Raw genomic sequence first — 25,962 nt, 5'->3', positions numbered from 1 at the left:
GCAAAAAGCTCTTTTATGCAAGAAAACTAGTCGTAGCGTTAACCATGATCTACAATAGCGCAAAATTCTAACTCGACTATTTTCAGGAAGAGCTGCATGTACATGAGCACTGATGAGGTTCGTAACGCGTTCCTTAAGTTCTTTGAAAGCAAAGGACACCAAATCGTAGACAGTTCATCGTTGGTTCCACATAACGATCCAACCCTGCTATTTACAAATGCAGGTATGAACCAATTTAAAGATTGCTTCTTAGGCGCCGAAAAGCGTGCCTACACACGAGCAACTACGGCTCAGCGTTGTGTACGTGCGGGTGGTAAACATAACGACCTTGAGAACGTTGGTTTTACAGCTCGTCACCATACTTTCTTCGAAATGCTAGGTAACTTTAGCTTTGGCGATTACTTCAAAGAAGACGCGATTGCTTTTGCGTGGGAATTCCTAACTGAAACGCTACAGCTACCAAAAGATCGTCTATTGGTAACGGTATACGAGACAGATGACGAAGCATTCGATATCTGGAACCAAAAAGTAGGCGTGCCTGCTGATCGTATCGTTCGTATCGGCGACAAAGAAGGCGGTAAGCAGTTCGAATCAGATAACTTCTGGACAATGGGTGACACAGGTCCTTGTGGTCCATGTACTGAAATTTTCTACGATCACGGTGAGCACATCTGGGGTGGTCGCCCTGGTACACCTGAAGAAGACGGTGACCGTTTCATCGAGATCTGGAACAACGTATTTATGCAGTTCAACCGTCATGCTGATGGCACGATGGAACCACTACCTAAGCCTGCTGTTGATACAGGTATGGGTATCGAGCGTATTTCTGCAATCATGCAAGGCGTTCACTCAAACTACGAAATCGATGTTTTCCAAAAGCTAATCAAAGCAACAGCAGAGGTTGTTGGTCACGAAGACCTTTCGAACCAATCGCTACGTGTGATTGCTGACCACATCCGTTCTTGTTCATTCCTCATCGCTGATGGTGTCATGCCTTCAAACGAAGGTCGCGGTTACGTTCTGCGTCGTATTATTCGTCGTGCAGTTCGCCACGGTAACAAGTTAGGTGCACAAGGCGTATTCTTCCACAAACTTGTGGGTGTATTGGCTGAAGTGATGGGCAGCGCAGCTGACGAACTTAAGAAGCAACAAGCTGTTGTTGAAAAAGTACTTCGAATTGAAGAAGAAAACTTTGGCCGCACACTAGAGCGTGGCATGGTTATCCTTAATGAAGCACTAGATGCACTTGAAGGTAAAGAACTTGACGGTGAAACCGTATTCAAGCTTTACGACACTTACGGTTTCCCTGCTGACTTAACTAACGACGTTGCTCGTGAGCGTGATTTCACTATCGATGAAGCGGGCTTCGAGAAAGCGATGGAAGAGCAGCGTCAACGTGCTCGTGAAGCAGGCCAATTCGGTACTGACTATAACGCAACGATCAAAACTGAAGCTGAAACTGAATTCTGTGGATACGCAGGTACTCAAGGTAACAGCAATGTAGCTGAAATCTTCGTTGAAGGTGAAGCGGCTGAATCTCTATCGGCGGGCGACAAAGCGATCATCATCCTTAGTGAAACACCATTCTACGCAGAATCAGGCGGTCAATGTGGTGATGCTGGTGTACTTAAAACTGAGTCAGGTCTATTCAAAGTAGAAGATACTCAGAAGCTAGGTAACGCAATTGCGCACCACGGCGTGTTAGCGGAAGGTGTACTAGCGAAAGGTGATGAAGTTGAAGCAGTTGTCGATGCAGAGCGTCGCGCGGCTATCTCTCTAAACCACTCAGCAACGCACTTACTTCACGCAGCTCTACGCCAAGTACTTGGTGAGCACGTTGCTCAGAAAGGTTCGCTTGTTAAACCTGAAAACCTACGTTTTGACTTCTCAAACCTAGAAGCGGTAACGCCAGCGGAACTGAAAGAAGTTGAGCGTCTTGTGAATGCTCAAGTTCGTCGCAACCACGTGATTGAAACAAACATCATGGACATCGAATCTGCTAAGCAGAAAGGTGCAATGGCACTGTTCGGTGAGAAGTACGATGATGAAGTTCGCGTACTATCTATGGGCGAGTTCTCAACGGAGCTTTGTGGTGGTATCCACGCTTCCAACACGGGCGATATTGGTCTGTTTAAGATTACCTCTGAAGGTGGTATCGCAGCAGGTATCCGTCGTATCGAAGCGGTAACTGGCGAAGCAGCATTAGATGCAATCGAAGAACAACAAGCGAAATACGAAGAGAAACTTGTTGAATCGGCGCAAAAAGCGAAATCTCTAGAGAAAGAGATCCAGAAACTTAAAGACAAGATGGCTGCTGCGGAAAGCGCAAACATCATGGGTAAAGTTCAGGATATCAACGGTACTAAGGTGTTAGTTGCTGCTCTAGAAGGTGCGGATAACAAAAACCTACGTACTATGGTTGATGACATCAAAAACCAAGTCGGTAGTGGTGTGATTCTACTGGCTAACATCAACGACGATAAGATTGGCCTAATTGCTGGCGTAACTAAAGATCTTATTGGCAAAGTGAAAGCGGGCGACCTAGTTAAGATGGTTGCTGAGCAAGTTGGTGGTAAAGGTGGTGGTCGTCCAGATATGGCTCAAGCAGGTGGTACTGATGTTGCTGCGCTGCCTGATGCTATCCAGTCTGTGCAACCATGGCTAGAAGAACGCCTATAAAACTAACGTTATAAATATTTACGCTCAATCACTTGTTTGATTGAGCGTAATTTTTTTGTCCTAACCAAGTGGTTTAATTGGCTCATATACCAAGTGCCGATTAAATGACTTGGTTTTTGTTATTACTACTACAGGCAATATTCAACATATTGAATGTGGTTCGAATGAGACTTTGCTCTCGGGAAGGTGAAGACTGGTGAACAAGCCCCTTATCGTGCAAAAGTTTGGCGGAACATCGGTGGGTTCAATTGAAAGGATCCATACGGTTGCTAAACACATCATTAAGGCGAAAGATGATGGTAATCAAGTTGTCGTAGTTGTATCTGCAATGTCTGGTGAAACAAACCGGCTGATGGATTTAGCTAAGCAGGTAGATAGTGTACCTACCGCGCGCGAACTTGATGTTTTGCTCTCTGCTGGTGAGCAAGTGTCGATGGCATTATTGGCGATGGCACTGAATAAAATGGGCTATTCAGCTCGCTCACTTACCGGAGCTCAAGCAAATATTGTGACGGACAATAATCACAATGATGCGACGATTAAACACATTGATACCACCACGATAAACCAGCTATTAGCACAAGACCAAATTGTCATTGTGGCAGGTTTTCAAGGTATTAATGAAAATGGGGATATCACTACGTTAGGCAGAGGTGGTTCTGATACCAGTGCTGTCACACTTGCGGGTGCGCTTAACGCGACAGAGTGTCAAATCTTTACCGATGTTGATGGTATCTATACCTGTGACCCGCGTGTGGTTCCCAATGCGCAGAAACTAGATGTGATTGATTTCCCGTCGATGGAAGAGATGGCACGTAAAGGCGCCAAAGTTTTGCACCTTCCGTCGGTACAGTACGCATGGCAGCACAATGTACCACTGCGCGTTCTTTCAACCTTTGACACCGACGGTGGTAGCTTGGTGAAAGGGCAGGAGTGTTTGACTTCAGTGTGCGGAGTCGCGATTCAGCGTGATATGTGTTTGATTCAAATCGAGCCGGACATGTTGTGTGGCTTGAAAAAGCAATGTCAGATGTTAGGTGTAACCATCTGGAATGTGATCGAGCATCCAGAATGGATAGGTGTTGTTGTAAAAGGTGATGCTTATTCAAAACTGGAACTGGTTTTCAAAGACAAAATCCGTAATAGTGAGACGGTAAGTTTGCTGACCGCTGTGGGCCTAAAGGTTGAAGGACTGGTTGAAAGGTCATTTGCTTTACTCACTGAGCAAGGTATTCATGTCAAACATTATGCGGTGAGTACTCAGTCACTTATGTTGATACTGTTACCAGAATGTGTCGACAAAGCGGCTAACATACTGCATGATGCTTACATAACTTCTTCAGAGGCAGTCGATTGCCTGCAAAAACATGCCTTTTTAGGCTAGATTCGAGCCACAATTGAGTTTACGAAAATATAACTTTTGTTGGATAATAGCCTCGTAGCAAGATAAATCAGAGATTACTCAAGGAGCACAGAATGCTAATTTTAACTCGCCGCGTTGGCGAAACTCTAATGATCGGTGATGAAGTAACAGTAACTGTACTAGGTGTGAAAGGTAACCAAGTACGTATCGGTGTTAATGCACCGAAAGAAGTGTCTGTTCACCGTGAAGAAATTTACATGCGCATTCAGGCAGAAAAAGGTAATGGTAACGTTGCATCTGGCAACTACTAATTACAAAGAAGAGGCTGACAGTTTGTCAGCTTTTTTTGTATGTGTACGGCATCTATTTATAAGAAAAAGAGCGAATTAGCACCGCTTTGATTAAATAGCCAACGGTTGAAAGACTTTTTGCTATTTTTGCCAAGAAAATGTTTGACATATTTTTGGTAAATCGTAATATGTGCCTCCGCAAGACGGTGAGGTGGCCGAGAGGCTGAAGGCGCTCCCCTGCTAAGGGAGTATACGGCTTGATACCGTATCGAGGGTTCGAATCCCTCCTTCACCGCCATTCTTGCACTTCTTCTTTTGAAGAGCTTTAAAACAACTTTCTTTAGCAAGAAAGCATAGCGCGTCCTTAGCTCAGCTGGATAGAGTACCTGGCTACGAACCAGGCGGTCGGAGGTTCGAATCCTCCAGGACGCGCCATAATTTCCTTACCAGGGAATAAAACGGTGAGGTGGCCGAGAGGCTGAAGGCGCTCCCCTGCTAAGGGAGTATACGGCTTGATACCGTATCGAGGGTTCGAATCCCTCCCTCACCGCCATTAATTGGCCTATGGTCAATTTTTTTGTTTTTAGAGCTATTTGATTTTAAGAAGAATAAAAAGTGTGATATGCTTCGCACTTCTCGTTTTCGAGAACATTGCGCGTCCTTAGCTCAGCTGGATAGAGTACCTGGCTACGAACCAGGCGGTCGGAGGTTCGAATCCTCCAGGACGCGCCACTCTTTAGGTTTTCTTTTGTATAAAATAGAAACCCTGATATTGATGAACTTCGATATCAAAATCTGCGCGTCCTTAGCTCAGCTGGATAGAGTACCTGGCTACGAACCAGGCGGTCGGAGGTTCGAATCCTCCAGGACGCGCCACTCTTTAGGGTTTTATTTGTATAAATAGAAATCCTGATATTGATGTAAGTCGATATCGAAAACTGCGCGTCCTTAGCTCAGCTGGATAGAGTACCTGGCTACGAACCAGGCGGTCGGAGGTTCGAATCCTCCAGGACGCGCCACTCTTTAGGGTTTCATTTACATAAATGGCAATCCTGATATTGACTCAAGTTGATATCGAAAACTGCGCGTCCTTAGCTCAGCTGGATAGAGTACCTGGCTACGAACCAGGCGGTCGGAGGTTCGAATCCTCCAGGACGCGCCACTCTTTAGGGTTTCATTTACATAAATGGCAATCCTGATATTGACTCAAGTTGATATCGAAAACCGTGCGTCCTTAGCTCAGCTGGATAGAGTACCTGGCTACGAACCAGGCGGTCGGAGGTTCGAATCCTCCAGGACGCGCCACTTATTGAAAAGCCCTGCTAGAAACAGCAGGGCTTTTTACATTTTAGCAACATATTTTAAACATCTTGATTTCAAGTTACTGTTTATTATAGTAATTTCATATATCATTTATTGTTCCTCCCCTTAGTCCCCCTTGACCACTAAAATGCATTAAAACTCGCAGTTATTTATGCTTGATAGATCTTATATTTCAGATTTATGTGATTTCTGTGTCGAATAATTCCCTAGATTTGTGCTTTATCCTCAATAGCCCTTTAAACAAAATTGACAAAGTTTAACCAATCGAGATAATCCTAAGCCTATTGTCAGGATTTTATTGAATGTTCTGTCAACAAGAATGCCACCCATGGTGGAAAACGTTAGTGCTTTGCCGTGATAAAACATGAAGTTTTTAGCAAGACACCTAATGCCGTTGTCAGGATGACAAAGAAAGGATGCAAAAATGGATAATATTGGAAGCCTGCTAGTAGACGCTGCAACCCTGATGCTAACAGGGATGATTGTAGTGTTTATATTCCTCACTATTCTTGTCTATCTCGTTCGGCTCATGTCAAAACTGGTACCAGAAGAAGTACCTGCGCCGATCGCTACACCACATCAAAATAATAAAGTTCAATCACCTTCATCTACTGTTAGCCCAAACGTCGTGGCGGCAATCTCTGCCGCGGTACATCAGTACCGTACCTCGACAGCTAAATAGTATTTGTAAGGATTAAAAGGAGTTAATGAGCATGTCTAAACCACTAGCTTTAACGGACGTGGTCCTTCGTGACGCCCATCAATCGCTATTTGCGACTCGTATGCGTCTTGAGGATATGTTACCTATCGCAGAGGAACTGGATAAGGTCGGTTACTGGTCTCTAGAAACATGGGGCGGAGCAACGTTTGATTCTTGTATTCGATTCTTAGGTGAAGACCCTTGGGAACGTCTACGTGCGTTAAAAAAAGCAATGCCAAACACACCAATGCAAATGCTACTTCGTGGCCAAAACCTATTAGGTTACCGCCACTATGCAGATGATGTGGTTGAAAAATTTGTCGAGCGTGCTCACGCTAACGGCATGGATGTATTTCGTATCTTTGATGCGATGAATGATGTACGTAACTTTGAGAAAGCAGTGAAAGCGGCGGTTGACGTTGGTGCTCATGCTCAAGGCACGCTGTCTTACACCACAAGTCCGGTACATAACACGGATACATGGGTTGATTTAGCGAAACGTCTTGAAGACTTAGGTTGTCACTCATTATGTATTAAGGATATGTCAGGCTTACTCAAGCCTTACGAAGCGGAAGATCTTATCTCACGTATCAAAGCGTCATGTGATGTTCCACTTGCGCTGCACTGTCATGCGACAACTGGCCTTTCTACGGCTACAGCCGTGAAAGCAGTGGAAGCGGGTGTTGATATTCTTGATACCGCTATCTCATCAATGAGCTGCACCTACGGTCACACGCCAACTGAAACGGTTGTCGCTATGCTGCAAGGTACAGAGCGTGATACCAACCTTAAGCTTGACCAAATTGAGCCTATTGCTGCTTACTTCCGTGAAGTTCGCAAGAAATATGCGAAGTTTGAGGGCCAGTTGAAAGGCGTTGATTCTCGTATCCTGATTGCTCAAGTGCCTGGTGGCATGCTGACCAATATGGAAGGCCAGCTAAAAGAGCAAGGTGCAGCAGACAAGTTGGATGAAGTGTTGGAAGAGATCCCTCGCGTACGTGAAGATCTAGGTTACATTCCTCTCGTTACTCCAACCTCACAGATCGTGGGCACTCAAGCGGTTATCAACGTGCTAACGGGCGAGCGTTATAAGAGCATCACTAAAGAGACCGCGGGCCTACTAAAAGGCGAATATGGTGCAGCACCTGCTGAACTTAACGCTGCTTTACAAGCAAAAGTATTGGATGGTGCGGAAGCTATTACTTGTCGCCCTGCAGACCTTCTAGATGCGGAAATGACCTCTCTGACCGATGAGCTGCTAAACAAAGCGAAAGAAGACGGTATTTCTCTAGCGGAAGACACCGTTGATGATGTACTGACTTATGCGCTATTCCCACAAGTAGGCCTTAAATTCCTTAAGAATCGTCATAATCCAGACGCATTTGAGCCAGCCCCTTGGCTAGAAGAAGCTCCGGTAGCACCACAAGCTCAACCTGCACAAGGTAGTATTGAGGCATACAGCGTTAAGGTTGATGGTCAAGTATACGATGTTGAAGTAGGACCTCAGGGGCAACTAACCTCGGTTGCGCCATCAGCAGCAACGCCTCAAGCGGCAGCACCTGCTGCTCCGGCAGCTAACTCTGAAATGGTTCCAGCCCCTCTTGCTGGTAACATTTTTAAAGTGAATGTTCAAAGTGGTGCGCAGGTGGAAGAAGGGGATGTACTCCTTATCCTTGAAGCAATGAAGATGGAAACCGAAGTACGAGCTGCCCGTGGTGGTATTGTTCAAGATCTTCACGTCAAAGAAGGTGATTCTGTGACGGTTGGTGCTCCACTGCTTAGCTTGGCGTAAGGGGCGATCATGGAAGGATTAATGACCTTATGGTCAGAAACAGGGATCGCTAACTTCGAGTTTGGCCAGATCTGTATGATCTTGGTGGGTTGTGCCTTGTTATTCTTGGCGATTCGCAAGGGTTTTGAGCCTTTGCTGTTATTGCCGATTGGTTTTGGTGCGATCCTCGCAAACATTCCCAATGCAGGGTTTACCGAAGAAGGCGGACTTCTTTACTACGTTTATTACGTCGGTATTGAGTCAGGTATCTTCCCACTGCTGATCTTCATGGGCGTAGGCGCGATGACAGATTTCGGTGCCTTGATCGCTAACCCGAAAACACTATGGCTGGGTGCTGCGGCTCAGTTCGGTATTTTCGCAACACTGTTTGGTGCGATCTTACTTAACTACGTACCTGGTATGGAATTTAGCATGCCAGATGCCGCATCGATTGCAATTATCGGTGGTGCGGATGGCCCGACAGCAATCTTCTTAGCAAGTAAGTTATCACCTGATCTTCTTGGTGCGATTGCGGTTGCGGCATACAGTTATATGGCTTTGGTGCCGATTATTCAGCCACCAATCATGAAAGCACTGACATCACCTGAAGAGCGTAAAATTCAGATGGCTCAGTTGCGTCATGTTGGTAAAGGGGAAAAGATCTTATTCCCACTTGCTGTACTGTTGATGACGATCTTGTTCCTGCCTTCAGCGACACCGTTAGTCGGTATGTTCTGTTTAGGTAACTTGATGCGTGAAGCTGGCGTGGTGGATCGTTTGTCGAAAACGGCACAAAATGAGTTGATTAACATTGTGACCATCTTCCTCGGTCTTGGTGTTGGCTCTAAGCTGCAAGCTGAAGAATTCTTAAATGTAGAAACATTAGGTATTTTGGCGCTAGGTGCGGTTGCTTTCAGTATTGGTACTGCAGGCGGTGTATTAATGGCTAAAGTACTTAACAAGTTCTCGAAAGAAGACATCAATCCACTGATTGGCGCGGCAGGTGTTTCTGCGGTACCAATGGCTGCACGAGTTGTAAACAAGGTTGGTCTTGATGCTAACCCGCAAAATTTCCTACTTATGCACGCGATGGGACCTAACGTGGCGGGTGTACTAGGTTCAGCGGTAGCTGCAGGTATCTTGCTCGCACTTGTCGGGTAATAAAAGTTCACGTTAATTAATGGTCAAATTGAGAGCAAGTGGTTAACTTGTCATCAATAAATGGTATATATTCAAAGGGATGCTTTCGCATCCCTTTTTTGTATCGGTAGGGAATAAAAGAAATGGAAAACAAACAAATCGCTATCTCTGAGTTCGGAGACCCAGAAGTTCTCGTTGTTCAAACTTCTTCAATGCCACAACCTAAAGCAGGGGAAGTCATAGTTAAAGTCCACTTTGCTGGTGTGAATCCTATCGATGTCAAAACGCGGGCAGGTCTTGGCTGGGCCGCTTCGGAAAATAAAGATAACCTTCCATGGGTGCCTGGTTATGATATTTCAGGTGAGGTGATCACTCTAGGTCAAGGTGCTGAGCGTTTTTGTGTTGGCGACAACGTCGCAGGCTTTATCGGTTTTCCATTAGTAGGTGGAGGCTATAGCCAGTATATCTCAGTACCTGAAAGTGCACTTAGTTTGGTACCAGATTCTATTACCCTCGAGGCGGCGGCAGCGCTTCCTCTTGCAGGACAAACGGCACTACAAGCGTTAGACAAAGCGGGTGTTAATGAAGGGGATCGCGTCCTTATTCTAGCTGGTGCCGGTGGTGTAGGCCATATCGCAATTCAAGTTGCCGTTGCTGCTAAAGCGGAAGTCTTTACGACATGTAGTGAAGCGAACCTAGATTATATGGCGACGTTAGGGGCTCATGCTGTGAATTATCAATTTGCGCCGGTTTCAGAACGCGTTGAAGAAGCAGATGTGCTTATTGATTTAGTTGGTGGCGATGCCGCACTTGATGCTCTCAAGTGCTTGAAAGATGGTGGTAAAGTTGTCACAGTACCGACCTTAAGTGCTGAGCTTATTTGCGAAAAGGCTAAAATGCTTGGCTTTGAAGCATCGGGAATGTTGGTTGATCCGAATCCGGAACAGCTTGATGCACTGCTGTACATGGTCAGTGTTGGATTGGTGAAAACTGAAATCCAACAGGTATTTGCCATGAGCGAGGTGAGCGAAGCTCATCGACAAATCGAAACGGGACATACGAGAGGCAAGATCTTGCTTGATATGCAATGCTAGAAGCGTTTAATAGCGCTTTTGAATCCTTCGCTTTATGGTTTTCTGATTCCGCACTTTGGGTACTGTTTTTTAGCGGTTTCCTGAGTGCTACCTTGCTGCCCGGCGGTTCTGAGGCCAGTTTAATTGCGACTCTCAGCTTAAACCAATACTCCACTTTTATGATCATTTTAGTTGCCACCTTAGGTAATACCTTAGGTGGCTTGACCAACTATTGGCTAGGCTTATGGCTACCAAATCGAACTCAAAATGAAAAACATGGTCATAAAGCTCTAAAGTGGCTGAATAAATACGGCTATTGGTCTTTAATTTTTAGTTGGTTGCCTGTGATTGGCGACCCGTTATGTTTAGCCGCTGGATGGCTTCGTATGCGCTTTTGGCCATGTTTTTGGTTGATCTTAATCGGTAAAGCGCTGCGTTATACTGCTCTAGCAGCAATTTTTTACGGATTCTTTTAAGGGGATGTCATGAGAAAGATTTGGCTTGGTGCATTTTCTCTTGTCGCACTTTATGGTTGTGCTTCGAATAACCTACCTTCAGTTCCATTTTTTTCCTCTCTACCGGAAGGCGTAACACTTGTTGAAGAAGTGGATGCTCAACCCGGTAAGGCGATGATTCCATACTCTAAGTATGAGCTCGACAATGGTTTAACCGTTATTTTATCTCCCGATCACTCAGATCCTTTGGTCCATGTCGATGTGACTTATCACGTCGGTTCGGCTCGCGAGCAAGTCGGTAAATCAGGTTTTGCCCACTTTTTTGAACATATGATGTTTCAAGGCAGTGAAAACGTTGGTGATCAACAGCACTTCAAGATCATTACTGAGGCTGGCGGTACGTTAAATGGTACGACAAATCGTGACCGTACCAATTACTTTGAAACGGTTCCGTCGAACCAGCTAGAGAAAATGTTGTGGCTAGAGTCTGATCGTATGGGCTTCTTACTCGATGCAGTTTCACAGCGTAAGTTTGAGATTCAGCGCGATACGGTCAAAAACGAACGTGCCCAGAACTACGATAACCGCCCTTATGGTTTGATGTGGGAAAAAATGGGTGAAGCGATGTATCCAGAAGGTCATCCGTATTCGTGGCAGACCATTGGTTATGTCGAGGATCTTGATCGTGTCGATGTGAATGATCTTAAAGCCTTCTTCTTACGCTGGTACGGGCCAAATAATGCGGTATTGACCATTGGTGGTGATATCGACACCGAACAAACCTTGGAGTGGGTGAGTAAGTACTTTGGTTCAATTCCAACGGGTCCAGAAGTTGAGCAAGCGCCAAAGCAACCTGCTAGCTTGTCGGAAGATCGCTACGTCACGCTTGAAGACCGTATTCAACAGCCAATGTTAATGATTGGTTGGCCAACGAAATATAACGGTGCTGAGGAGCAAGCGTCACTCAATGCGTTAGCCAATGTATTAGGGAGCGGTGCCAACAGCTTGCTCTATCAAAAATTAGTTAAAACGCAAAAAGCGGTCGATGCGGGTGCATTTCAAGATTGTACTGAGTTGTCATGTACTTTCTATGTTTATGCAATGGCGCCGTCTGGTGAGAAAGGGGCGTTGAAGCCTCTCTACCAAGAATTAATGCAGACGTTAGCTGAATTTGAAGCAAAAGGTGTGGATGATAAGCGACTTGAGCAGATCACAGGAATGGCCGAAGCCAATGCCGTTTTCGCCTTGCAAAGTGTACGTGGCAAAGTGTCACAGTTGGCGTCGAATGAAACCTTCTTCAATACGCCAGATCGAATTCAGTCGCAATTAGAGCAGATTCGCTCCGTTACCCCTGAATCAGTAATGGATGCCTATAAAACTTACGTCAATGGCCATCATAAGGTCGCGCTAAGCGTGGTTCCTCGTGGAAAAACTGAGCTAGCCGCAGCGCCGGCCAATTTTGTTACGCCACCACGAACGCTACCGGAATACCAAAAAATCACCGACGATCAATTAGCGTATCGTAAAGCAAGCGATGATTTTGACCGCTCAGTGATGCCAGAAGTGGCGGAAGGGGTGAAAGCGCAGATGCCAGAACTCTATCGCTTATATTTCGATAATGGCGCTGAGTTACTCGGGACTGTCAGTTCTGAAACGCCAACTGTGCAGCTAGAGATCAGCTTCCCAGCAGGTGAACGCTATGTACAGAGTGGTAAAGAAGGCTTAGCGAATCTGACAGCGGCAATGATGCAAGAAGCGACGTCAGATTCATCGCTAGAAGAACTCGAAGCTCAGCTAAATACACTTGGTAGTAGTATCTCGATTAATGCAGGTAACTATACCACTAGTATTTCAGTATCAAGTTTAGAGAAGAACCTCACCGAAACCCTAACGTTGGTTGAGGAAATACTCTTCAAGCCAGCGTTCCGCGAGCAAGATTTTGAGCGAATCCAGAAGCAGATGCTGGAAGGCTTGGTCTATCAGCATCAAAAACCAAGCTGGTTAGCATCTCAAGCAACACGCCAAGTACTCTTCTCAGGCTCTGTTTATCAGCGTCCAACGGATGGTACCGAAGCCTCAGTCGCTAAGTTGACGCTTGATGATGTTAAAGCTTTCTACAAACAGCATTACACACCACAAGGCGCACAAATTGTTGTTGTTGGTGACATCTCTAAGCGCCAAATTAAACAAGAACTGGCCTTTATCGATGCTTGGCAGGGAGAAATTGCGCCGCTATTAAGGCCTCAACTAGTGAAGCCCCTTGCTCAGCAGAAAATCTTCCTAGTTGATAAACCGGGAGCTCCGCAGAGCGTTGTGCGTATGGTCCGTCAAGGCCTGCCGTTTGATGCCACTGGTGAAGTTTACCTTACTCAGCTAGCGAACTTTAATCTCGCGGGTAACTTCAATAGCCGCATCAACCAAAACCTCAGAGAGGACAAAGGTTACACTTATGGTGCTAGCGGTTATTTAGCGTCTAATAGAGAAGTGGGAGCGATTGTTTACTCTGCTCAAGTACGCGCAGACTCGACGATTCCATCGATTCTTGAAATGAAGAAAGAGCTGGCGCAATACAGTGAGAGTGGAATGACTGACGATGAAATGAAATTTTTACGCTTAGCAGTCGGTCAACAAGATGCACTAAAATATGAAACGCCTTCACAGAAAGCAGGGCTACTTAATAGTATTTTAGCTTATAGCTTGGATGAAGATTACCTGAAGCAACGCAATGAGATTGTTGAATCGGTCCAAAAGCCAACCCTTGATGGACTAGCAAGTAAGTGGTTTAACCCTGATGACTACCAAATTATCGTTGTAGGGGATAAGAAAACGCTGAAACCGCAACTAGAAAGTTTGCATATTCCGATAGAAGAGCTTGAAATCATCCGTTAGAGTACACATAACATAGTGCATGCGAAAGGGTGACAACGCTCACCCTTTATGAAATTTTGTATAGCCAGTTTGGTATCACTACCAAACCATTGATATAAGCGAACCTCATTTTGACTGAATTTGCTGCGCGACTTGAGCGAGTTGCACAAAACCCAGAAGTATTTAAGAGTTTTGGACGTGGTGTCGAGCGCGAGACGCTACGCTACCAACAAGATGGTCACCTCGCTACTACCCCTCACCCAAGTGAGTTGGGTTCGGCTTATGCCAATAACTGGATAACGACAGACTTCTCTGAATCTCTATTGGAGTTCATCACGCCAGTTTCGACGGACATCTCGACACTCACAGCGCAGCTAGAAGATATTCATCATTTTACTCAAACCAAGTTAGGTGAAGAGAAAATGTGGCCGCTTTCGATGCCGTGTTTTGTTGGTGAGGAAGATGACATCAACTTAGCGCAATATGGCTCGTCAAATTCAGGCAAGATGAAAACCCTATACCGCGAAGGTCTAAAAAGACGTTACGGTAGTTTGATGCAAATTATTTCTGGTGTTCATTTTAATTTCTCATTCCCAGAAATATTTTGGGACCAATTGTTTGGTGAGCAATCACAACAGCAGCGTCAGGACAGTAAGTCAGAAGCTTACTTTGGTCTGATCCGAAACTATTACCGCTTTGGCTGGTTAATCCCGTACTTCTTTGGTGCATCTCCTGCGTTATGTTCATCGTTCATCCAAGGGCGAGAGACAACTCTGCCGTTTGAAAAAATTGGTGGAACCTTGTTCTTACCCAATGCGACCTCACTACGTATGAGTGATTTAGGCTATACCAACAGCGCACAGAGCTCATTGAAGATCGGTTTCAATAGCTTAGATGAGTATCTGGATGGCCTGAATACGGCTATTCGCACGCCATCAGAAGAATTTGCTGAAATTGGCGTCAAGGTTGATGATGAGTACCGTCAACTGAACAGTAATGTACTGCAGATTGAAAATGAACTGTACGCACCTATTCGTCCCAAGCGTGTTGCCAAATCAGGTGAAAAACCTTCAGAAGCGTTAGCGAGAGGTGGTGTTGAGTACATCGAAGTTCGCGCACTCGACGTTAATCCATACAGTTCGGTAGGCATTAATGAAGATCAAGTTCGTTTCTTAGACCTATTCTTAGCGTGGGCAGCGCTGACTGACTCTGAACCTATGGATTACTGTGAGCAGGCATGTTGGAGTGAAAACTGGAACAAAGTGATTGCGGAAGGCCGTAAGCCAGGCCTAGAACTGCAAATCGGTTGCCGAGGTGAAGTGCTGACACTGCAAAACTGGGCTAAGCGTGTATTTGTCGATTTGGTTCAGATTGCTGAGCAAATGGATGCCGCAAATGGCGGTGATGACTATCAAGCGGTGTGCTTTAAATTACTCTCTTGGATTGATAATCCAGAGCTGACTATTTCAGGTCAGCTATTGGCGGACACTAAACACCATGGTGGTCTAGGCAAAGTGGGTTGCGCGTTTGGTAAGCAGTACCGTAATCAGCATTTAGACCATCAGTATCGAGTCTATAGTGAGCAAGAAATGGAGCAGGAAGTGGAACGCTCTCGTATTGCTCAGCAGCAAGTGGAAGAAGCAGACAGCTTAAACTTTGATGAGTTTCTTACTGACTACTTTGCATATTTGAAAGCGTAGGTTGAGCGTGAAAAAGCTATTGCTCCCTATCATTGGCACTATCGTGTTGAGTGGCTGTGCTACAGCCCCGCCGAAAAATCAGTCCAACCTATGCGAAATCTTTCGTGAGAAACCAGGCTGGTATGACGATGCACTTGATATGCAAGAGAAATGGGGGACGCCCGTTCAAGTCGCGATGGCCTTTGTGAAGCAAGAAAGTAGCTATCGCCACGATGCAAGGCCGCCTAAGGATTATTTATTAGGTTTTATTCCTTGGGGGCGTGTCAGTAGTGCTTATGGGTATGCACAAGCGCAAGACCCTGCATGGGATGATTTCCAAGATGCGACAGGGCATGGCGGTTCAAGAACTGATTTCGCCGATGCCTTAATGTTTATTGGTTGGTATACCCATGAGACGCAAAGGCAGCTTGGCGTTTCTAAATGGGATGCTTACAATCAATATTTGGCCTACCACGAAGGACGTGGTGGTTTTAAAAGAAAAAGTTACCAAGCGAAACCAACGTTGATTAAAGTTGCACGTCGCGTTGAACAGCAAGCAAAAGATTATGGTTGGCAACTCAAGCAGTGTCGACAAGAATTAGAAGACAATCGAAGCTGGTTCTTTTAAGAGCAGTTAACATGGAGAAGGACAATGCCGTTATTAGATAGTTTTACCGTAGATCACACGCGTATGAATGCACCTGCTGTACGTGTAGCGAAAACAATGACCACCCCAAAAGGCGATACGATTACGGTATTTGACCTGCGTTTTACTGCACCAAATAAAGATATTCTGTCTGAGAAAGGCATCCACACGCTAGAGCACCTTTACGCAGGCTTTATGCGTAATCACTTAAACGGTGAGAGCATTGAGATCATCGATATCTCGCCAATGGGCTGTCGTACTGGTTTCTACATGAGCCTAATTGGTACACCGCAAGAACAGCAAGTTGCGGATGCTTGGTTAGCTGCAATGCAGGATGTATTGAAAGTTGAAAGCCAGAACAAGATCCCTGAGCTGAATGAATATCAATGTGGTACCGCAGCAATGCACTCTCTTGATGAAGCGAAGCAGATTGCTGAAGTGATTCTAAAGTCTGGTATTTCGGTTAATAAAAACGATGAGCTAGCATTACCTGAAACGATGCTAAAAGAGCTTAAAGTCGACTAATAGAACCCGGATCCGACAGGAATTGAAAAGGAAGGCGCTGGCCTTCCTTTTTTTGCATCACTCTAGAATCGATCTAGTTTGCTTTTGGCAATACGACGACTTGAGTCTTAGCCCAAATATCGTGAAAGCCGCGCTTTTGAGGATCAAGTGGAACGGTGAAGTTTGCTAAGCCAAAGCCTGAAGTACTAATACGGATCAAGGCTTGAGTCACTGAAACAGCGGTTCCGTCATTACTACGTAGGTGCAATTTCCAAGCGCGCATGCCGAGTGTTTGACCTGCGCGAGTCCAGAAATAGACAAAGAAATAGATCCAAACAAACGCTAAGTAAGCCGTGTAGACCGGGCTCCAAATAGGATGGTTGGTGAGAAAATCGCTCACATCAGCGTAACCACCGACATTGAAAATCCCCATTGCCATTAACGCATGTAAAATAGCGATGATGATGCCTGCCGCCATCATCTCAACCGCGATGATAATTAGCCCATCATAAAAGAGTGCTCCCAGACGGCGAAACAGCCCTGCTGGTGGCAACGTGTCAGTTGTTGACATAAAACCCACTTACCAAAATAAAATAAGGCGAAAGAATAAAGCTTCAGTTTAGATCTGAAAAGAGAGCTTGCGCACAGCTTATCAATTTATGGCGATTTTATCGGCAAACGGCAAGCAATTCAGTCTTTTGCACTTGCAGGAATCATCGGCATACGTATAATGCCAAACATCGACAGGCTAATGCCTCAAGATAATGCCGGTATGGTGAAATTGGTATACACGACGGATTCAAAATCCGTTGCCTTCGGGCGTGGCGGTTCAAGTCCGCCTACCGGTACCATATTCAAATGATAAAGCCTCGACAAAAGTCGGGGCTTTATTGTATCTGGGGTATAGGTAGCGTTGCCTTATCGCTTCCCCTATAGAAAGGTCGCAATTTTTAGCGGCCTTTCGTCGTTTTTAGGGCAGTGAAAATGAGTGATTCAAGCGCAGAGCAACAACACTGTGTCACATAAGTTTACAGTGCGTGAAATCGTAGGGCTTTACATCTGAGGCTGAGCAAGGAACAATCTCTCCGAGTATAATTAATAGATACGCTTTCAACTGAGAAATTATGAGTGATATGACCAACAAAAAGTCGAACCCCTTGTTCGAGATCCTCTTCAACGTATTTCTACCGTCTTTTATTTTGATGAAGTTCAGTGGAGAAGAGCATTTAGGTACCGCATTAGCTCTTATTGTGGCTTTAGCCTTCCCAGTGGCTTACGGCGGTATGGAACTTATTCGCAACAAGAGATTCAACTTCATTGCAGCACTTGGTTTTGTCAGTGTGTTATTAACAGGTGGTATTGGCTTACTTGAGCTAGATACCCAGTGGTTGGCCGTTAAAGAGGCGCTCATCCCTGGTTTGATTGGCTTAGCGGTTTTAGGATCTACGTTTACTCGTTACCCATTTATGCAGAAGGTGATCTTCACGCCAACACTGCTCAACATGTCATTGATTGAAGAACGATTAGAGCAATCAGGTAACCCAGCGGCGTTTGAGCGCTGCTTAATGAAGTCGAACTACTTGTTCGCATGTACGTTTGCTTTCTCTTCGGCGATGAACTATTTCCTTGCAACATGGATTGTGACTAGTCCAGCAGGTACCGCGGCATTTAATGAAGAGCTAGGCAAGCTGACACTTTATAGTTACCCAGCAATTGCGATCCCAAGCATGTTGATGATGATGGGGATCTTCTATTATGTATGGCGACAAGTTCGCGCCATGACCTCACTCGAGACAGAGCAGATCTTTAATATCAAGTAATAGCAAGTTAAGTATCATTTTCAAGGCCCAGCGATTTCGCTGGGTTTTGTCTTTTGTGGTGAATTTATTCGCCCGCTGTGCCGATCTTTATCCGACTGTAACCTCGTACATTTTCCAATCCGTGATATGGCGCGTATCGTGGCTGTGAAGCTGAATCACTTGATTGCAAAAACTGACATTGAGTTAGATGCGTAATTTGAACCACAACTCAAAATTCGTCATTATCTTAAAGTTATCAGACAAATTTTCCTGTTTTCTCTCGCCTTTTCAAAAAGTTGTCTATCTTTTTATAAGAGCAAGGAGATAAACAATGTACAAATTAACCCCATACCTGTTTTTTGCTGGTCGATGTGAAGAGGCGCTAGAGTTCTATCATAAGTGCTTTGGTGGCGTTGTTGTGACTAAGCAATTCTTTAAAGATGCACCGCAAGTGATTGAAGGTGCTGACCCTCAATGGATTATGCATGCGGAGTTTGAAGCGTTTGGAATGAAGCTTATGTTATCCGATGGTATGGTCGCGAAAGAATTGACGGGTAATAACGTTGCACTGTCCATTGTATTGGACGATTTGGATGAGCAAGCTAGGCTATATGACAAGCTGCTCGAGGGCGGACATATCATGATGCCGCTTGAAGATACATTTTGGGGAGCACGCTTTGGTAAGGTTGAGGATCAGTTTGGTATCCGTTGGATGCTTCATTGCGATTTAGTAAAATAGTACAACAGAACTTAAAGCTATTAGCCGCTATTGATCTCTCATTACAGTAGATGAGTAGTGAATTCAAATTCTCATTACTCTAAAATTATAAATTGGTTGAAGATTGATAAGTTGTATATATCGTGGCAAGTATAAAAATTACCGTAGACAGATTACAGCCAGGGCTGCACATTCGACTTCCTTGCAAGTGGAATGAGCACCCGTTCTTATTTAATAGTTTCAAAGTCAAAGATGAAGAAACTATCCGCTTGATTCGCCACCTTGGTATCAAGCACGTCTTTATTAATCCAAATCAAAGTGACACAGAGCCGTTGCCTCCTTCAGCTCAAAGTGAACCAGTCAGTGAAAAGCCGGATGCAACCGAGTTAGAAGCGAAAAAACTTTGGAAAGAAAAGCAAGACCGAATTGAAAAGCTAAGTGCGTATCGTCGCAGAGTGATTAACTGTGAGAAAGAGTTTGAGCGTTCATTATCGCGCATGCGTGCAGTGATGAATAAAATTCGTAATCGTCCAGAGCAGGCTGTTGATGAAGCGAGCCAGTTAGTTAACGATATCGTCGATAAGTTATTGAGTGACGATAATGTCACCTTACATTTGATGAATGGCAAAAGTGAATTTGAAGATATCTACTTTCATTCACTCAACGTGTCTGTTGTCGCGATGATGATTGCGAAGGCGAAAAAACTCAATGCTCAAGAAATAAAAGAAGTGGCATTTGCGTCATTGTTCCATGATATGGGCAAAGTGAAAGTACCGACGGCAATTTTACGTAAACAGACCGCACTGACTGAGCCTGAGAAGAATTACCTAAAACTGCATACTAAATATGGATTAGAGATTGCTGCTCATATGGATAGCTTTCCAGAGAGTGCGCGAAATGTCATTGCTCAGCACCATGAATTGAATGATGGTTCGGGCTACCCTGATGGCTTAAAAGAAGAGGCCATCGATCCGTTAACTCAAATTGTTGCTGTCGCGAATGCCTATGACAACCTCTGCCACAGTAATATTCCTTCGGAACAAAAGATCCCTTATGTAGCGCTTTCTCATTTATATAAGAACTGTAAACATCTTTATAATAATGAGAACCTCAGTTTGCTAATCAAGTTCATGGGGATCTACCCACCGGGAACCGTAGTCCAACTATCGAATGATATGGTTGGTCTGGTTATCTCTGTTAATGCTAAGAACATTCTTTTCCCTAATGTGCTTATTTATGATCCGTCAGTTCCAAGAACTCAAGCACCAATCATTGATCTTGCAGAGAAAGAGATAAAGATAGTTAACGCGGTATTACCAAACAAACTGCCAGATAAAGTGCGCGAATACTTAAACCCACGCTCGAGAATATCCTACTTCTTTGATTCTGATGACTAGTTATCCACAGTCAATTGTGTATAACGCTGGGGTAAGTTGGGTGTAAATAAGGCTTTGGGTGACTTTTGCTCACTTAAGCCTTTTTTATTGAAAAAATCCATTTTTTCTCTTGCCTTAAAAAAGGAACTCCCTATAATGCGCATCCACTGACACGGCAGACGCCACAAGGCTTCAGCAGTGAGACAGTAAAGCCAACTAGTCAAATTTCAGATTGAAAAGTTTGAAATAAAAAATTCAAAAAAGTGTTTGACACTTGAGAATGAAACGCTAGAATGGCTGCCTCTTCCGAAGTGATGTGAGTCACAAAGAAGAACGCTCTTTAACAATATAAACCTATCAATCTGTGTGGGCACTCGTTGATGATAATCCAATTAGATACCTCGGTATCAAATTAGGTTTCAATGAAACGAAGTGACCAAACGAGATTAAGTTTACTTAGTCTTGGCACAGTCAATTCATTATCGTTCTGTTGGAACGATAATAGCTTTAAAATTACATTAGTAGTTTTGAAGTCAGTATTCATTGAGCCGAACAAAATCTTAAATTGAAGAGTTTGATCATGGCTCAGATTGAACGCTGGCGGCAGGCCTAACACATGCAAGTCGAGCGGAAACGACTTAACTGAACCTTCGGGGGACGTTAAGGGCGTCGAGCGGCGGACGGGTGAGTAATGCCTGGGAAATTGCCCTGATGTGGGGGATAACCATTGGAAACGATGGCTAATACCGCATAATGCCTTCGGGCCAAAGAGGGGGACCTTCGGGCCTCTCGCGTCAGGATATGCCCAGGTGGGATTAGCTAGTTGGTGAGGTAAGGGCTCACCAAGGCGACGATCCCTAGCTGGTCTGAGAGGATGATCAGCCACACTGGAACTGAGACACGGTCCAGACTCCTACGGGAGGCAGCAGTGGGGAATATTGCACAATGGGCGCAAGCCTGATGCAGCCATGCCGCGTGTATGAAGAAGGCCTTCGGGTTGTAAAGTACTTTCAGCAGTGAGGAAGGTGGAGTCGTTAATAGCGGCCTCACTTGACGTTAGCTGCAGAAGAAGCACCGGCTAACTCCGTGCCAGCAGCCGCGGTAATACGGAGGGTGCGAGCGTTAATCGGAATTACTGGGCGTAAAGCGCATGCAGGTGGTTCATTAAGTCAGATGTGAAAGCCCGGGGCTCAACCTCGGAATTGCATTTGAAACTGGTGGACTAGAGTACTGTAGAGGGGGGTAGAATTTCAGGTGTAGCGGTGAAATGCGTAGAGATCTGAAGGAATACCGGTGGCGAAGGCGGCCCCCTGGACAGATACTGACACTCAGATGCGAAAGCGTGGGGAGCAAACAGGATTAGATACCCTGGTAGTCCACGCCGTAAACGATGTCTACTTGGAGGTTGTGGCCTTGAGCCGTGGCTTTCGGAGCTAACGCGTTAAGTAGACCGCCTGGGGAGTACGGTCGCAAGATTAAAACTCAAATGAATTGACGGGGGCCCGCACAAGCGGTGGAGCATGTGGTTTAATTCGATGCAACGCGAAGAACCTTACCTACTCTTGACATCCAGAGAAGCCGGAAGAGATTCTGGTGTGCCTTCGGGAACTCTGAGACAGGTGCTGCATGGCTGTCGTCAGCTCGTGTTGTGAAATGTTGGGTTAAGTCCCGCAACGAGCGCAACCCTTATCCTTGTTTGCCAGCGAGTAATGTCGGGAACTCCAGGGAGACTGCCGGTGATAAACCGGAGGAAGGTGGGGACGACGTCAAGTCATCATGGCCCTTACGAGTAGGGCTACACACGTGCTACAATGGCGCATACAGAGGGCAGCCAACTTGCGAAAGTGAGCGAATCCCAAAAAGTGCGTCGTAGTCCGGATTGGAGTCTGCAACTCGACTCCATGAAGTCGGAATCGCTAGTAATCGTGGATCAGAATGCCACGGTGAATACGTTCCCGGGCCTTGTACACACCGCCCGTCACACCATGGGAGTGGGCTGCAAAAGAAGTAGGTAGTTTAACCTTCGGGAGAACGCTTACCACTTTGTGGTTCATGACTGGGGTGAAGTCGTAACAAGGTAGCCCTAGGGGAACCTGGGGCTGGATCACCTCCTTATACGATGATTACTCACGATGAGTGTCCACACAGATTGATGGTTTATGTAGTTTAAGAGACGATACTGGGTCTGTAGCTCAGGTGGTTAGAGCGTTCGCCTGATAAGCGAGAGGTCGGTGGTTCAAGTCCACTCAGACCCACCAATTTCCCTTGTGAGATTGGCACACAGTATCAACACCTGATGGGGCTATAGCTCAGCTGGGAGAGCGCCTGCCTTGCACGCAGGAGGTCTGCGGTTCGATCCCGCATAGCTCCACCATCTTTAAGTGTTCTTGAAAAAGAATCTTTAAAAATGGTTTCATTAGAAATCTAGCTCTTTAACAATTTGGAAAGCTGACAAATCAACAATTTATTTGTTGATTGTAAAGTTCTCAATGTTTGTCTTTAAGACAAACACCAATACAACACATTCAAGTGTTCTTGGGAATGTCACTTTTAGTGACTATTCAAAATTGAGTCCGGCAAAATCGAGTCTGCACATGTATAAAAATGCAGACAACTTTGGTTGTTTAACAACATCCTCAAGATTCGCTTCGCGAAACTCTTTGGGGTTGTATGGTTAAGTGACTAAGCGTACACGGTGGATGCCTTGGCAGTCAGAGGCGATGAAGGACGTATTAACTTGCGATAAGCCCAGATTAGGTAGTAAAAACCACTTGAGTCTGGGATTTCCGAATGGGGAAACCCACGTGCATAAGCATGTATCATTAACTGAATACATAGGTTAATGAGGCGAACCGGGGGAACTGAAACATCTAAGTACCCCGAGGAAAAGAAATCAACCGAGATTCCGAAAGTAGCGGCGAGCGAAATTGGACTAGCCCTTAAGCTTTATATGCGTTAGACGAACGGTCTGGAAAGTCCGGCGATACAGGGTGATAGCCCCGTAGTCGACAACGCACATTCAGTGAAATCGAGTAGGGCGGGACACGTGATATCCTGTCTGAATATGGGGGGACCATCCTCCAAGGCTAAATACTACTGACTGACCGATAGTGAACCAGTACCGTGAGGGAAAGGCGAAAAGAACCCCTGTGAGGGGAGTGAAATAGAACCTGAAACCGTGTACGTACAAGCAGTAGGAGCACCTTCGTGGTGTGACTGCGTACCTTTTGTATAATGGGTCAGCGACTTATATTCAGTAGCAAGGTTAACCATCTAGGGGAGCCGTAGAGAAATCGAGTCTTAACTGGGCGTCGAGTTGCTGGATATAGACCCGAAACCAGGTGATCTAGCCATGGGCAGGTTGAAGGTTGAGTAACATCAACTGGAGGACCGAACCGACTAATGTTGAAAAATTAGCGGATGACTTGTGGCTAGGGGTGAAAGGCCAATCAAACCTGGAGATAGCTGGTTCTCCCCGAAATCTATTTAGGTAGAGCCTCGGACGAATACTACTGGGGGTAGAGCACTGTTAAGGCTAGGGGGTCATCCCGACTTACCAACCCTTTGCAAACTCCGAATACCAGTAAGTACTATCCGGGAGACACACGGCGGGTGCTAACGTCCGTCGTGGAGAGGGAAACAACCCAGACCGCCAGCTAAGGTCCCAAATTATTACTAAGTGGGAAACGATGTGGGAAGGCTTAGACAGCTAGGATGTTGGCTTAGAAGCAGCCATCATTTAAAGAAAGCGTAATAGCTCACTAGTCGAGTCGGCCTGCGCGGAAGATGTAACGGGGCTAAGTAATAAACCGAAGCTGCGGCAATGTAGTTTACTACATTGGGTAGGGGAGCGTTCTGTAAGCCGTTGAAGGTGTGTTGTAAAGCATGCTGGAGGTATCAGAAGTGCGAATGCTGACATGAGTAACGATAAAGGGGGTGAAAAACCCCCTCGCCGGAAGACCAAGGGTTCCTGTCCAACGTTAATCGGGGCAGGGTAAGTCGACCCCTAAGGCGAGGCCGAAAGGCGTAGTCGATGGGAAACGGGTTAATATTCCCGTACTTCTTATAATTGCGATGGGGGGACGGAGAAGGCTAGGTGGGCCTGGCGACGGTTGTCCAGGTTCAAGTGCGTAGGCTTAAGAGTTAGGTAAATCCGGCTCTTTTTAAGGCTGAGACACGACGTCGAGCACCTACGGGTGTGAAGTCATTGATGCCATGCTTCCAGGAAAAGCCTCTAAGCTTCAGATTATAAGGAATCGTACCCCAAACCGACACAGGTGGTCGGGTAGAGAATACCAAGGCGCTTGAGAGAACTCGGGTGAAGGAACTAGGCAAAATGGTACCGTAACTTCGGGAGAAGGTACGCTCTTGTCGGTGAAGTCCCTTGCGGATGGAGCTAACGAGAGTCGCAGATACCAGGTGGCTGCAACTGTTTATTAAAAACACAGCACTGTGCAAAATCGTAAGATGACGTATACGGTGTGACGCCTGCCCGGTGCCGGAAGGTTAATTGATGGGGTTAGACTTCGGTCGAAGCTCTTGATCGAAGCCCCGGTAAACGGCGGCCGTAACTATAACGGTCCTAAGGTAGCGAAATTCCTTGTCGGGTAAGTTCCGACCTGCACGAATGGCGTAATGATGGCCACGCTGTCTCCACCCGAGACTCAGTGAAATTGAAATCGCTGTGAAGATGCAGTGTACCCGCGGCTAGACGGAAAGACCCCGTGAACCTTTACTACAGCTTGGCACTGAACATTGACCCTACATGTGTAGGATAGGTGGGAGGCTTTGAAGACGGTACGCCAGTATCGTTGGAGCCGTCCTTGAAATACCACCCTTGTAGTGTTGATGTTCTAACATTGACCCCTGAATCGGGGTTGTGGACAGTGCCTGGTGGGTAGTTTGACTGGGGCGGTCTCCTCCCAAAGAGTAACGGAGGAGCACGAAGGTGGGCTAAACACGGTTGGACATCGTGTGGTTAGTGCAATGGCATAAGCCCGCTTGACTGCGAGAATGACAATTCGAGCAGGTGCGAAAGCAGGTCATAGTGATCCGGTGGTTCTGTATGGAAGGGCCATCGCTCAACGGATAAAAGGTACTCCGGGGATAACAGGCTGATACCGCCCAAGAGTTCATATCGACGGCGGTGTTTGGCACCTCGATGTCGGCTCATCACATCCTGGGGCTGAAGTCGGTCCCAAGGGTATGGCTGTTCGCCATTTAAAGTGGTACGCGAGCTGGGTTTAGAACGTCGTGAGACAGTTCGGTCCCTATCTGCCGTGGGCGTTGGAAGATTGAAGGGGGCTGCTCCTAGTACGAGAGGACCGGAGTGGACGAACCTCTGGTGTTCGGGTTGTGTCGCCAGACGCATTGCCCGGTAGCTAAGTTCGGAATCGATAACCGCTGAAAGCATCTAAGCGGGAAGCGAGCCCTGAGATGAGTCTTCCCTGACCCCTTGAGGGTCCTAAAGGGTTGTTCGAGACTAGAACGTTGATAGGCAGGGTGTGTAAGTGCTGCGAGGCATTGAGCTAACCTGTACTAATTGCCCGTGAGGCTTAACCATACAACACCCAAAGGG

Annotated in this window: 16 protein-coding genes, 11 tRNA genes and 2 rRNA genes; 28 read left to right on the top strand and 1 reads right to left on the bottom strand. The window is 45.9% G+C overall.

Annotation, left to right across the window (positions count from 1 at the left end; translation table 11 throughout):
- Positions 1-96 precede the first annotated feature (96 nt).
- From alaS to luxS, 20 genes are all read left to right on the top strand, one after another.
- On the top strand, positions 97-2,679 hold the full coding sequence (alaS, locus tag VIA_RS20405; RefSeq protein ID WP_004415695.1) for an alanine--tRNA ligase: 2,583 nt from the start codon (positions 97-99) through the stop codon (positions 2,677-2,679).
- A 196-nt stretch (positions 2,680-2,875) separates the two neighbouring features.
- The gene (locus VIA_RS20400) at positions 2,876-4,063 is read left to right on the top strand and encodes an aspartate kinase (RefSeq protein ID WP_004415693.1); all 1,188 of its coding nucleotides are present in this window, start codon (positions 2,876-2,878) and stop codon (positions 4,061-4,063) included.
- 92 nt (positions 4,064-4,155) lie between these two features.
- Positions 4,156-4,353, top strand: a complete 198-nt coding sequence (gene csrA / locus VIA_RS20395; protein ID WP_004415691.1) for a carbon storage regulator CsrA — start codon at positions 4,156-4,158, stop codon at positions 4,351-4,353.
- Positions 4,354-4,537: 184 nt separating this feature from the next.
- Positions 4,538-4,630 (top strand) — tRNA-Ser (locus tag VIA_RS20390).
- Positions 4,631-4,690: 60 nt separating this feature from the next.
- A tRNA-Arg gene (locus tag VIA_RS20385) sits at positions 4,691-4,767 on the top strand.
- Between the two features lie 25 nt (positions 4,768-4,792).
- A tRNA-Ser gene (locus tag VIA_RS20380) sits at positions 4,793-4,885 on the top strand.
- Between the two features lie 102 nt (positions 4,886-4,987).
- Positions 4,988-5,064 (top strand) — tRNA-Arg (locus VIA_RS20375).
- A 67-nt stretch (positions 5,065-5,131) separates the two neighbouring features.
- A tRNA-Arg gene (locus VIA_RS20370) sits at positions 5,132-5,208 on the top strand.
- A 66-nt stretch (positions 5,209-5,274) separates the two neighbouring features.
- Positions 5,275-5,351, top strand: a tRNA-Arg gene (locus VIA_RS20365).
- A gap of 66 nt (positions 5,352-5,417) precedes the next feature.
- Positions 5,418-5,494 (top strand) — tRNA-Arg (locus VIA_RS20360).
- A 66-nt stretch (positions 5,495-5,560) separates the two neighbouring features.
- Positions 5,561-5,637, top strand: a tRNA-Arg gene (locus VIA_RS20355).
- A gap of 442 nt (positions 5,638-6,079) precedes the next feature.
- Complete coding sequence (locus VIA_RS20350; RefSeq protein ID WP_004417544.1) at positions 6,080-6,337, top strand: oxaloacetate decarboxylase subunit gamma; 258 nt, start codon at positions 6,080-6,082, stop codon at positions 6,335-6,337.
- A 31-nt stretch (positions 6,338-6,368) separates the two neighbouring features.
- Entirely contained in the window at positions 6,369-8,147 is a 1,779-nt protein-coding gene (gene oadA, locus VIA_RS20345) for a sodium-extruding oxaloacetate decarboxylase subunit alpha (protein ID WP_004415681.1), read from the top strand.
- Between the two features lie 9 nt (positions 8,148-8,156).
- The gene (locus VIA_RS20340) at positions 8,157-9,287 is read left to right on the top strand and encodes a sodium ion-translocating decarboxylase subunit beta (RefSeq protein ID WP_004415680.1); all 1,131 of its coding nucleotides are present in this window, start codon (positions 8,157-8,159) and stop codon (positions 9,285-9,287) included.
- A 122-nt stretch (positions 9,288-9,409) separates the two neighbouring features.
- The gene (locus tag VIA_RS20335) at positions 9,410-10,360 is read left to right on the top strand and encodes an NADP-dependent oxidoreductase (protein ID WP_004415678.1); all 951 of its coding nucleotides are present in this window, start codon (positions 9,410-9,412) and stop codon (positions 10,358-10,360) included.
- Positions 10,354-10,815, top strand: a complete 462-nt coding sequence (locus tag VIA_RS20330) for a YqaA family protein (protein ID WP_004415676.1) — start codon at positions 10,354-10,356, stop codon at positions 10,813-10,815. Before VIA_RS20335 ends, VIA_RS20330 begins: the two co-directional genes overlap by 7 nt.
- Positions 10,816-10,824: 9 nt before the next feature.
- Positions 10,825-13,683, top strand: a complete 2,859-nt coding sequence (locus tag VIA_RS20325) for a M16 family metallopeptidase (protein WP_004415674.1) — start codon at positions 10,825-10,827, stop codon at positions 13,681-13,683.
- 110 nt (positions 13,684-13,793) lie between these two features.
- Positions 13,794-15,362: a glutamate--cysteine ligase gene (gshA, locus tag VIA_RS20320; RefSeq protein ID WP_004415672.1), complete on the top strand. Its 1,569-nt coding sequence runs from the start codon at positions 13,794-13,796 to the stop codon at positions 15,360-15,362.
- 7 nt (positions 15,363-15,369) lie between these two features.
- The gene (locus VIA_RS20315; protein WP_004415670.1) at positions 15,370-15,969 is read left to right on the top strand and encodes a transglycosylase SLT domain-containing protein; all 600 of its coding nucleotides are present in this window, start codon (positions 15,370-15,372) and stop codon (positions 15,967-15,969) included.
- Positions 15,970-15,993: 24 nt separating this feature from the next.
- The gene (luxS, locus tag VIA_RS20310) at positions 15,994-16,512 is read left to right on the top strand and encodes an S-ribosylhomocysteine lyase (RefSeq protein ID WP_004415667.1); all 519 of its coding nucleotides are present in this window, start codon (positions 15,994-15,996) and stop codon (positions 16,510-16,512) included.
- A gap of 73 nt (positions 16,513-16,585) precedes the next feature.
- On the opposite strand, the gene VIA_RS20305 is transcribed toward luxS, so the two are convergent.
- The gene (locus tag VIA_RS20305) at positions 16,586-17,062 is read right to left on the bottom strand and encodes an RDD family protein (protein WP_004415665.1); all 477 of its coding nucleotides are present in this window, start codon (positions 17,060-17,062) and stop codon (positions 16,586-16,588) included.
- Positions 17,063-17,257: 195 nt separating this feature from the next.
- Between VIA_RS20305 and VIA_RS20300 the strand changes: the two genes are divergently transcribed.
- The 8 genes from VIA_RS20300 to VIA_RS20265 all read left to right on the top strand — a co-directional run bounded on the left by VIA_RS20300 (position 17,258) and on the right by VIA_RS20265 (position 25,947).
- Positions 17,258-17,342, top strand: a tRNA-Leu gene (locus tag VIA_RS20300).
- Positions 17,343-17,615: 273 nt separating this feature from the next.
- Entirely contained in the window at positions 17,616-18,311 is a 696-nt protein-coding gene (locus tag VIA_RS20295) for a VC0807 family protein (protein WP_004415664.1), read from the top strand.
- Positions 18,312-18,621: 310 nt separating this feature from the next.
- Positions 18,622-19,029, top strand: a complete 408-nt coding sequence (locus tag VIA_RS20290; protein WP_004415662.1) for a VOC family protein — start codon at positions 18,622-18,624, stop codon at positions 19,027-19,029.
- Between the two features lie 122 nt (positions 19,030-19,151).
- Positions 19,152-20,405, top strand: coding sequence for a cyclic di-GMP phosphodiesterase (locus VIA_RS20285; protein WP_004417549.1), 1,254 nt, complete (start codon positions 19,152-19,154; stop codon positions 20,403-20,405).
- Positions 20,406-20,946: 541 nt separating this feature from the next.
- A 16S ribosomal RNA gene (locus VIA_RS20280) occupies positions 20,947-22,499 on the top strand.
- Between the two features lie 66 nt (positions 22,500-22,565).
- Positions 22,566-22,642: transfer RNA gene (locus tag VIA_RS20275), tRNA-Ile, on the top strand.
- A 40-nt stretch (positions 22,643-22,682) separates the two neighbouring features.
- Positions 22,683-22,758 (top strand) — tRNA-Ala (locus tag VIA_RS20270).
- 298 nt (positions 22,759-23,056) lie between these two features.
- Positions 23,057-25,947, top strand: a 23S ribosomal RNA gene (locus tag VIA_RS20265).
- Together the 16S and 23S rRNA genes with 2 tRNA genes alongside form the textbook arrangement of a ribosomal RNA operon.
- Positions 25,948-25,962: the final 15 nt, after the last annotated feature.

Source organism: Vibrio orientalis CIP 102891 = ATCC 33934 (assembly GCF_000176235.1).
In the GTDB taxonomy this organism is placed as follows: domain Bacteria; phylum Pseudomonadota; class Gammaproteobacteria; order Enterobacterales; family Vibrionaceae; genus Vibrio; species Vibrio orientalis.
This window is presented reverse-complemented; position numbering and strand designations above follow the sequence as displayed.

Coding starts and splice junctions, on each gene's coding strand:
- VIA_RS20305 (WP_004415665.1), bottom strand. CDS start 17,062: ATGTCAACAACTGACACGTTGCCACCAGCAGGGCTGTTTCGCCGTCTG.
- luxS (WP_004415667.1), top strand. CDS start 15,994: ATGCCGTTATTAGATAGTTTTACCGTAGATCACACGCGTATGAATGCA.
- VIA_RS20325 (WP_004415674.1), top strand. CDS start 10,825: ATGAGAAAGATTTGGCTTGGTGCATTTTCTCTTGTCGCACTTTATGGT.
- oadA (WP_004415681.1), top strand. CDS start 6,369: ATGTCTAAACCACTAGCTTTAACGGACGTGGTCCTTCGTGACGCCCAT.
- VIA_RS20290 (WP_004415662.1), top strand. CDS start 18,622: ATGTACAAATTAACCCCATACCTGTTTTTTGCTGGTCGATGTGAAGAG.
- VIA_RS20335 (WP_004415678.1), top strand. CDS start 9,410: ATGGAAAACAAACAAATCGCTATCTCTGAGTTCGGAGACCCAGAAGTT.
- alaS (WP_004415695.1), top strand. CDS start 97: ATGTACATGAGCACTGATGAGGTTCGTAACGCGTTCCTTAAGTTCTTT.
- VIA_RS20340 (WP_004415680.1), top strand. CDS start 8,157: ATGGAAGGATTAATGACCTTATGGTCAGAAACAGGGATCGCTAACTTC.
- VIA_RS20295 (WP_004415664.1), top strand. CDS start 17,616: ATGAGTGATATGACCAACAAAAAGTCGAACCCCTTGTTCGAGATCCTC.
- csrA (WP_004415691.1), top strand. CDS start 4,156: ATGCTAATTTTAACTCGCCGCGTTGGCGAAACTCTAATGATCGGTGAT.
- VIA_RS20330 (WP_004415676.1), top strand. CDS start 10,354: ATGCTAGAAGCGTTTAATAGCGCTTTTGAATCCTTCGCTTTATGGTTT.
- VIA_RS20350 (WP_004417544.1), top strand. CDS start 6,080: ATGGATAATATTGGAAGCCTGCTAGTAGACGCTGCAACCCTGATGCTA.